Source organism: Synergistaceae bacterium (assembly GCA_021372895.1).
Lineage (GTDB): Bacteria > Synergistota > Synergistia > Synergistales > Synergistaceae > JAJFTP01.
Genome location: JAJFTP010000018.1, coordinates 1 through 9,699, shown reverse-complemented (window position 1 = coordinate 9,699; position 9,699 = coordinate 1). Strand labels below are relative to the sequence as shown.

Sequence of the window (9,699 nt, the reverse complement as noted above, 5' to 3'; positions counted from 1 at the left end):
CAGGAAGATATGTTCGCCCATAAGTTGTGGCAGGAGCCAGAACTATTTCCGGCAAATATTTTTCGATGAGAAAACTAATTAACTTAGCGGCAATATCCTGATTAAAATACTCGAGTTTTTCATGTTTAATAAAAACCACACGATCTGCGCCGTATGAAAAAAGCATTTCAGGAGGATCCTTCATCTCGCCACAGAAGAGCAGACACATTACCTCGGTTTTTTTCTTATCTGCCAACTCGCGAGCTTTACCAATAAGTTCCATAGTAACGGAGTGAATCTTCTGTCTGCGTACCTCTCCGCAAACAAAAATCCCCGCTGATTCAGATGCATCTCTACGCATTACGGCACCTCCTACAAAACGGCCATATCATGGAGAATTTCAACCACTCGGTCTAGCCCGCAATCGATTTCTCTGCCACTATAAAACTCTGTTTGCCTTGAAATTTTAGGATGACTAATTTTCACTACTCTTGTAGGCGAGCCGGCAAGCCCTACTTCTTCCTTTGACACACCCAAGTCAGCCGCTCCAAATTTTTCTATATCAGCTCGTCTGGCTCTCTTTTTGCCACTAAGCGTAGGCATTCCAGGTTCATTCATGTCATTAAGCACTGTAATCAGACATGGCAGCTTAAGCTTCTGAACTTCATACCCCTCTTCAACGGTACGCCGCACAATAATGTTTTCCCCTGAAACCTTGATAGAACTTGCATATGTTGCACACGGAATATTCAGCATTGCGGCAACTTCCGGTCCAACCTGCCCTGTTTCTCCGTCTGTGGCTTTTTCTCCGGCAAGCACAAGATCAAATAAACCAAGCTTTTTCAGCGTCTTAGCAAGAACCAGAGATGTAGCCCATGTATCGGCACCAGCAAATAATTTATCCGAAATGAGATAAGCTGAATCGGCTCCAAGTGCCAGCGTCTCTCTTAGAGCAATATCTGTCTGAGCAGGGCCCATGGATAGCACATTCACACTGCCTCCATATTCTCTGCGTAGAACAAGCGCTGCCTCAAGTGCGTTGAGGTCAAGAGGGTTGACTATATTGCCCTCCCCCTCTCTTATCATTGTTCCATTGACGGGATCCATTTTTATTTCATCAGAATCAGGCACCTGCTTGACAAGAACTGCAATCCTCATAAAAACCCATCACCTCTCGAATCTTTGTAGAATCAAAAATAATTTCAATTAAAGCCATAGATCCTTCGATTGCGGTAAAAACAGCATGTTACTTGGCTATAATAAATTCTGACAACTTAACAACTTTGTATCCAATAATTATTTAAATATATATCTCTGAATTATGGCTATAATACTAGCTATATTTAAAATTGTCTACAATAATTTTCAGTATCCAAATACTTGCAATTGGAATAGAATATGATATTATTATCGCGATGAACCGTAAGTAAAATTCCAGTGATAATTTTGCACACTATTTTTTTGTTTTTAGGAAAAATCTTTATTCTCCGCAGAAGCAAAAACCCATATGACATCATGACGAACAGAAAGGAGGAGCAAAAAGCGAAGCATAAGGGACAAGACAGCAATGTTATTTATCAAGCTTAAATAGACTCATCCATTTATTTTGTTGATAACAATCAGGAGGAGGAACATATTATTATGAAAAAATTTATCATCTGCACACTTGCAGCCATCACAGCGGCAACCTTATTTATTGTGAGCGCCTATGCAGCTCCCATTAAAATGAAGGTTGCCTATGTAGTTCCAGAAGCGCAGTCGACCCATATCGCTGCTGAAAAATTTTTTAAGCCATACGTTGAAAAACATTCCAACGGGCAGATCATCGTAGAACTCTACCCTAATGGGCAGCTTGGCGGAGACAGGCAGGCTATCGAAGCGGTAGGGCTTGGTACGATCCATATGACAATACCGGCAGTGGCTGTACTCTCAGGTTTTGAGCCGCGTTTTCAGGTATTTGACCTCCCATTCCTTTTTAACAGCAAACAGGAAGTCTATAAAGCTCTTGATGGACAACTTGGAAACAAGCTTAATGCGCTCCTTCCTCCGCTCGGTCTCAAAAACCTAGCTTACGCAGAGAACGGCTTCCGCATGATAACAAACAACAGAGGCCCGATTACAAAGCCGTCTGATCTGGCCGGCCTTAAAATCCGCACAATGGAAAACCCGATTCACATGGCAACATTCCGCGCTCTCGGTGCAAACCCGACACCGATGAGTTTTGGCGAGCTCTACACCGCTTTGCAGCAGAAAACAGTCGATGCTCAGGAGAACCCGATCCCGCTTATCTATACTTCTAAGTTCTACGAAGTACAGAAATACTGTTCACTTTCCCGACATGTCTATGCAGCAACAGTTCTTCTCGTAAACGACAAGTGGTTTAACAGCCTGCCTAAGAACCTCCAGAAGGTTCTGCAGGATGCCGCAATCATTTACCGAACAGAACAACGCAAGATATCCGACAAGCAGGACAAAGAGATGCTTGAAGGTCTTAAAAAGAACGGAATGAAGATCAACGACATCACTCCGGAACAGAAAAAAGCATTTATTGCTGCAACAGCCAACGTTTACGATGAATTTACCAGAACCGTCAAGGACGGACAGGAGCTAATTGATCTCGCAAAAAAGAAATAGTTTTTTTATTAAAATATTTTTGGGAGAGCCCCTGGAAAACAGGGCTCTCCCAAATTATTAACGGAGGCGAATATCAATGCTAAAAAAATTATGGGACAATATAGAAGAATATTTACTTGTTTACAGCCTTATGTTCTCTGTAGCTCTAATTTTTGTCCAAGTGATAATGCGTTATATATTCAGCAATTCACTATCGTGGAGTGAGGAGCTGGCCCGCTACTTATTCCTCTGGCAGATATGGGTCGGAGCCAGTTACGCTGTTAAAGAACACCGGCATCTTCGAATTGAAATGATTCAGGATTTTATTAAAGATCCCACCAGAAAAAAAATATTTGAGCTGTTTGTCCTGTCATTATGGCTTGGATTTAGTCTATTTCTGACTTTCGAAGGTGCGTCTCTTGTCTCCCTGCTTTTTCAGAGAGGGCAAGTATCGCCGGCAATGCGGGTGCCAATGGCTTATGCATATGCATCTGTGCCGGTAGGATGTGCGCTTATGTCGATCAGACTTATATGCGAAATGGTTAAGATCAGAAGCTCAATCAACAAGAGGGAGGCCGCATAGTTATGGAAATCCTGGTTCTTTTCGGCTCCATGACTATTCTCCTTGCATTATCAGTACCAATCGGGATTGCACTTGGATTTTCAACTGCGCTGACACTTGTATACACAGGCTCAGTCCCCCTTATTATGATAGCGCAGAACGCATTTGCCGCACTTGACTCATTCCCGCTGCTGGCAATACCATTCTTTATGCTTGCGGGGTCACTTATGAGTTACGGAGGGATTTCAAAAAGGCTGGTGGCTCTTGCAGATGCTATGGTGGGAGCGGTTATTGGCGGGCTTGCAATGGTGACTGTCACCGCATGCATGTTCTTCGCCGCGATTTCCGGTTCAGGACCGGCGACAGTTTCAGCAATCGGATCTTTTATGATCCCAGCTATGAAGGAGAAAATGTATGACAATGATTTTGCCGCCGCCCTGACAGCTACAGCGGGTTCAATCGGAGTAATCATTCCTCCCTCTATTCCCTTTGTAATTTACGGCGTTGTGTCCGGCGTATCCGTCGGAGAGATGTTCATCGCAGGCATCCTTCCCGGAATAATTATTGGTCTTTCCTTGATGACAATGTCCTATAAAATAGCCAAGAAACGCAACTACCCACGTGCGCCAAAGAACATTTCCATAGGTAAAGCATTTAAAGAAGCATGGTGGGCGCTGATGGTTCCTGTGATTATCCTGGGTGGCATTTACGGAGGTATATTTACCCCTACAGAAGCTGCAGTTGTTGCGTCCGTCTATGCCCTTCTGATAGGCAAGTTCGTTTACGGAGAACTTGACTTTAAAACTATATATGACGCTTTCAAGGACGCCTCCCTTGTCAACGGAGCTACTACCTTTATGATTGGCCTCTCTATGTCATTCGCAGCATTCCTTGCAATGGAGCAGGTTCCTGCAAAGATTAGTAGCTGGATGCTTTCTCTCACATCCAGCCCAATAATGATCCTGCTTATTATAAACATCCTACTCCTTATAGTCGGATGTTTTGTAGATAATATTTCTTCTATGATCATCCTTACACCTATACTTCTGCCGATAGTCACAAGAATAGGAGTGGATCCGGTGCATTTCGGGCTTGTCATGACAGTTGCTCTTGCAACAGGTTTTGTAACGCCTCCGTACGGAGCAAATCTTTTCGTTGCATCAGCCGTCTCTGGAGTAGACATGGTAAGACTCTCTAAAGCTGTTATACCGTTTATATTTGTTATGATATCGTGTCTGATAATATTCACATATATTCCGGCAATAAGTATGTCTCTTGTCTGGCTGTTAAGGTAGAATAACATGGAAACAGTTTCATCCTTCTGTCTAAGCAGCAAAAGAGAATGGGATGCTACTGTTCCTTATGGAAGGTTGCTCGCAATTACAGATAAACCGTGTTTCCGCAGCATTGATAATATAGATGCATATCTGGCAGAAAGACTGGCAGGCTCTTTTCAAGCCCAGAAACTGAAAGAACTTGCCGGCAGAGCGGGTAAAGCTTTGATAATCTGCGATGATTCAACACGCCCAACCCCTACCTCAAAAATTCTGCCTGTGATATCCCGATTCCTTGAGCAGGCAGGGGTAAGCACCGATAAACAAAGAATACTGTTTGCAACAGGCTCTCACCGGGAAATATCCGAGAGCGAGGCATTTGATAAAATTGGCTCATGCCTATGGGGCAGGATCGGTTGGCTAAGCCACAAATTCAACTCTGAACTTGTAAAAATTGGAAATACACCATCCGGTATTCCCATAGAAGTAAATCCTCTACTCCTGGACTATCGCTGTATAATAGGAATCGGCAGCGTATTTCCTCATCGTTACTGTGGATGGTCAGGAGGCGGTAAAATTATATTGCCTGGGGTAAGCGGGGTTCAGTCCGTTTCTCAAACTCATTGGATGCCATATTATGACAATTCGATATGCTTAGGAAACAGTAACAATCTTGCTATAAATGAGATAATGGTGGCAGCCAAGACAGCGGGGCTCTCATTTCTTATACAGTGCATATGTGACGGAAGCGGTAAATTAAGCGATATTATTGCAGGAGAACCCGAAGAGGCCCATAAATCGGCAATTACCAAAGCAAAATCTATTATGTCGGTTGAAGTTCCGGTTGCGGACGTTGTTATCGTCCAGGCATGGCCGGAAGAAATAGATTTGTGGCAAGCAGGTAAGGCTCTGTACGCAGCAGAAAACGTCGTTTCTTATGGCGGACATATCATAGTAGTTGCATCTCTAAGAGAAGGTATAGGGCCACACAGAACGTACGCTAAGCTTATGAGTGCTCCCGAGGAAAAAATACTTAAATACAAAGAACGCCGCGATATGGTTGGTCTTGCCGCAGCGGCAGCTTACGCAACATATCAAGTCCGCAAAAAAGCAACAATATCATTTGTCTCCGACAGCCCCGATCTTAATGAAATTGCTGACATAAGCGGGCTTAAGTTTTACCATAATCTTCAAGCTGCCATTGATTTTTTACTGAAAAATAATAATAGCCTGACCTTTTCTGTACTTCGTGAGGCACCATTGATACTGCCAATGGCAAAGGGAGTCAATAATAACCAATGATTAATGAAAATTCAAATCTTGCAGATACTGTATATTTTACACTCAAAAACAGGATACTAAGGGGTGAATTACGTCCAGGCACAGCATTACGTGAAGAAAATCTTTCAGATGCATTTCAGGTAAGCAGAACTCCATTAAGAAAAGCGCTAACCCATCTTATGGCGGAGGGCTATTTGGTCAAGGGAAAAGACAGGACATTAAGGATTCCAGAGATTTCGCCGGATGAGCTGCGGGACACACTCTCTGCCCGCAAGCTGCTTGAAATTGCTTCGATAGAAGAGGCTGCGCTAAGGGTGACAAAAGAGGATACAGAACGCATAGAACATTTTATCTGGGATGAAGAAGAAGCAATGAAAATGCATGATAATTTGCTTGTCTCCTCCCTCGACCGCATGTTTCACAACTATCTTGCCAAAATTTCAGGCAACAAAATATATGAGGAATTTATAGGCCAGCTTGGTTATAAAATATCGCTCTACCTTGCATTGAGCAATACTCTCGGAGAGGTTATCACAGAAGCTCTGAAAGAGCACATGGATATACTTAACGCTTTGAAACTCAGGATGCCAGACAGAGCGGCAAGAGCGATGAAGATCCACCTTGATAATGTAGAGCAAAGAATGTTAGAATCTATCGTGCAAGAAGAGAAAGCCGCCATACGGCTATCTGTTTTTAATTCTAAAACGAAAAAAACTAAAGATTATATGAGGTGATTTATTATGAAGTTCCCAAATAGCCGTATGTCATCTATACAGATGTCGGGTGGGATACGGGAAATACTGGGAAGGGCGGAAGAACTCGAAAAACAGGGCAGAAGCATAATCCACATGGAAATAGGCCGTCCTGACTTTGATTCTCCGAAATGTGCCAAGGATGCGGCAATCACAGCATTAAATAACGGAGATGTCCATTACACCGACATGGCCGGCACATATGATCTCCGCAAGGCAGTAGCTGATAAATATAACCGTGAGAACGGCATGGATATCGACCCAAACCGCAACATAGTCATCACGGCAGGAGCAATAGAGGCGCTGACAGCAGCATTTCTGACCATGCTTGAACCAGGTGACGAAGTCATTGTACCTGCCCCTTACTTCTCTGCCTATGCAGACCAGATCTCTATCGCAAATGGCGTATTAAAAAAAGCTGCTACTACAATGAAAAGCGGATTCCGCCTGCAGATCGATGATCTCAAAGCCATTATCACACCTAAGAGCAAAGTGCTTCTGCTGAATACTCCGAACAATCCAAGCGGAGCTGTTCTCACGAGACAGGATCTTGAAGAAATATCACGGTTTGCGATTGAAAACGATTTATGGGTCATTTCGGATGAATGCTACGAAAAATTCCTGTATGACGGAGAACATGTCAGCATTGCCGGCCTGCCCGGAATGGCTGAGCGGACCGTGACGATTTCTGCTTCCTCAAAGACATGGTCGATGACCGGCTGGCGTATAGGATGGATAGTATGTCCTCAGGACATGAGGCCTTATGTCAATAAATGCCACCAGAATCTCACTACCTGCGCCACATCGTTTGCTCAGGCCGGAGTTGTTGAAGCCTTCAGGCATGCAGATCAGGATGTTGTCAAAATGGTGAGTGAATACAGGCGCCGCCGCGATATGGTTATGGAATGGCTCAACAAAATAGACAGATTTGAATATATTGTTCCCGCCGGTGCGTTCTATGCGTTTCCAAAAATTTCGTCACTGGGCATGGACGGGTTCAAATTCTGTTCGTGGCTGCTTGAAGAAACCGGCGTATCTACTGTTCCCGGAGAAGTATTCGGCTGTCCTGGGCATATTAGGATCGCATACTGCCGCTCATATGAATATATCGAAGAAGGCATGAAACGCATAAAAGAAGCGGTGGCAAAACTGTAAAATCTGCCACATAATAAATTATACGAACACAAATTATGGAGCGCCTCTTAGCGGGGGCTCCATAGTGTTGTTTAAGGTCGGCCTTAAAAATTGAACTCCGGAGGATCATAAGATGAAATATACCATTCCATACGGAAAAACACATGTTGAGCTAGATGCGCCGGAAAAATCCGTTATTTTCACAGGAGAGATGACGAATCTTCCTGCCTTGAGTAATTTAGAATATTCTATTATTGATGCTCTTGATAACCCGATCGGAACTCCGCCGTTTAAAACTCTTGCATCCGGCAAATCCAACATCGTTTTTCTGGTCGAGGACAATACAAGAGAAACACCGTTAGCAGAGATGCTTCCTGTTATAGTAAATTACCTGAATAAGAATGGGGTAAAAGATGAGTCAATCAGTTTCATGACTGCACCAGGCACACACAGGTCAATGACGGATGATGAACTGCGGGAAAAACTCGGTCCGAGGATATTGCAACGTTTTAATGTCAGGCAGCATAATGCGACTGTAAGCTCTGACATCTTTGACTTGGGCTGTATAGAAGTTGAAGGCTATTCTGTGCCGGTCCATGTTAACCGTTACGCATTGGAGGCGGACCTTCTTGTTGGCTTGGGCAATATAGTCCCCCACTGCAATGCAGGATATTCAGGCGGCGCAAAAATCGTACTGCCAGGAATCAGTGATTTTGCTTCCACGTCTGCTGCACATGCAGCTGCGGTTTTCTGTTCAGACATACCTCTTGGCGTAATAAATGGCAATCTATGTCGTCATGCAATTGAAGAGGCTGCTAAAATTGTTGGACTTGATTTTATCTTGAACGTCGTAATGAACTGCAAGGGAAAACCCGCAGGAATTTTCACCGGCGATTTTGTTAAGGCGCACAGGACAGGATCTCTTGTCTCAGAAAAATCTTTTCAAACAATCATCCCGACCACAGCTGACATTGTTGTCGTCAGCTCATATCCTGCGGACATTGACTTCTGGCAGGCGGGAAAGGGTCTTGCCTGCGCTTATTACGCTGTAAAAACCGGAGGTGTCATCATTCTTGCCGCTTCCTGCTATGAAGGTCTTGCGAATAACCATGACCGTTATCGCGAATATCTTAATATGACACTTCAAGAAATAAGTGCTCTCGTAAAATCAACTTCTCCTGGTGACTTGGAAGCGGACATTGTAGCTGCATCCGTAGCAGCGGAAAACCGCAGAATAAGGGACAAAGCCAGAATTTTTGTCGTAAGTGAAGGTCTTACTTCGAAAGACGTTAATGACCTTGGATTCAAACAGTTTAAATCGGTACAGTCCGCTTTAAATGAAGCTCTGACAATCATTCCTTCAGCAAAGATAGGCATCCTGCCTAAAGGCGGCATATCTCTGCCTGTAATCAAATAGACGCCTTTAGAAATACGATTCAACTCTCACGACCCAGCGTGCCTTTTTTGACTAACAGCCCTATCGGAAGAATAATCGTACTTGCTATTTATATGTATATGTGAATACACAAATACTCTTGCACGTGAATTTATGGGTGTTATAATGCGGATAAAGATATTAAAAAACAGGGGAGAGTGTTTTAATGATCTCAAATCCACAGGTCAGCCCGGTTATTATCGCATACGACAGCATAATTAAAATGATTGCAGACGGCCGTCTGAAACCCGGAATGCACCTGCCTACCATAGACCTAGCCAAAGGTTTCGGCATGAGCCGTACTCCCGTCATCGAAGCATTGAAGAAACTTGAAAATGAAGACGTCGTAGTCTTCAGGTCAGGAAACGGGGCATGGCTGGCAAATCCGACCACAAACGAGGTCCGCGACCTTTATTTTCTGAGAAAAGAACTGGAAGTACTTGCTTTGAAGCTTTCTATTGACAACATCAAATCCACAGATCTTATCGAGATGAGAAAATACGCGTATCTTGAGATTGAATACATCAATCTTGGCGACAAGGTCAGCACTTTTAAGGCCGGACTCGATTTCCATAAAGAGCTGCACTCACACTGCACCAACAAATACCTTGTAAATTGCATAAACAGAACCCTGTCTACAATATTTGCCTACCTTGTGATGCTTGATCA

General features: G+C 43.7%; 10 protein-coding genes. 8 read left to right on the top strand and 2 right to left on the bottom strand.

Features of this window, described 5'->3' with window-relative positions; all coding sequences use genetic code 11:
• Both LLF78_02080 and LLF78_02075 read right to left on the bottom strand, forming a co-directional pair.
• Positions 1-340, bottom strand: a 340-nt coding sequence (locus LLF78_02080) for an electron transfer flavoprotein subunit alpha (protein MCE5201289.1), incomplete at its 3' end; no start/stop codon positions are given.
• A gap of 11 nt (positions 341-351) precedes the next feature.
• Positions 352-1,137, bottom strand: a complete 786-nt coding sequence (locus tag LLF78_02075) for an electron transfer flavoprotein subunit beta/FixA family protein (GenBank protein ID MCE5201288.1) — start codon at positions 1,135-1,137, stop codon at positions 352-354.
• Positions 1,138-1,620: 483 nt separating this feature from the next.
• Here LLF78_02075 and LLF78_02070 point away from each other — a divergent pair, with 483 nt between their 5' ends.
• The 8 genes from LLF78_02070 to LLF78_02035 form a co-directional block, all read left to right on the top strand.
• On the top strand, positions 1,621-2,613 hold the full coding sequence (locus LLF78_02070) for a DctP family TRAP transporter solute-binding subunit (GenBank protein MCE5201287.1): 993 nt from the start codon (positions 1,621-1,623) through the stop codon (positions 2,611-2,613).
• Positions 2,614-2,689: 76 nt separating this feature from the next.
• Positions 2,690-3,175, top strand: coding sequence for a TRAP transporter small permease (locus LLF78_02065; protein ID MCE5201286.1), 486 nt, complete (start codon positions 2,690-2,692; stop codon positions 3,173-3,175).
• A 2-nt stretch (positions 3,176-3,177) separates the two neighbouring features.
• Positions 3,178-4,449 carry a TRAP transporter large permease gene (locus LLF78_02060; GenBank protein MCE5201285.1) on the top strand — a complete coding sequence of 424 codons (1,272 nt, stop codon included), beginning with the start codon at positions 3,178-3,180 and terminating at the stop codon, positions 4,447-4,449.
• Positions 4,450-4,455: 6 nt separating this feature from the next.
• Positions 4,456-5,730 carry a lactate racemase domain-containing protein gene (locus LLF78_02055; GenBank protein MCE5201284.1) on the top strand — a complete coding sequence of 425 codons (1,275 nt, stop codon included), beginning with the start codon at positions 4,456-4,458 and terminating at the stop codon, positions 5,728-5,730.
• A complete protein-coding gene (locus LLF78_02050) occupies positions 5,727-6,443 on the top strand; it encodes a GntR family transcriptional regulator (GenBank protein ID MCE5201283.1) in 717 nt (238 codons plus the stop codon). The genes LLF78_02055 and LLF78_02050 overlap by 4 nt, the downstream gene beginning before the upstream one ends.
• Before the next feature lie 6 nt (positions 6,444-6,449).
• Positions 6,450-7,616, top strand: coding sequence for a pyridoxal phosphate-dependent aminotransferase (locus LLF78_02045; GenBank protein MCE5201282.1), 1,167 nt, complete (start codon positions 6,450-6,452; stop codon positions 7,614-7,616).
• Between the two features lie 112 nt (positions 7,617-7,728).
• Positions 7,729-9,012, top strand: a complete 1,284-nt coding sequence (gene larA, locus LLF78_02040) for a nickel-dependent lactate racemase (protein ID MCE5201281.1) — start codon at positions 7,729-7,731, stop codon at positions 9,010-9,012.
• Between the two features lie 184 nt (positions 9,013-9,196).
• Positions 9,197-9,699, top strand: a 503-nt coding sequence (locus LLF78_02035; GenBank protein MCE5201280.1) for a GntR family transcriptional regulator, incomplete at its 3' end; no start/stop codon positions are given.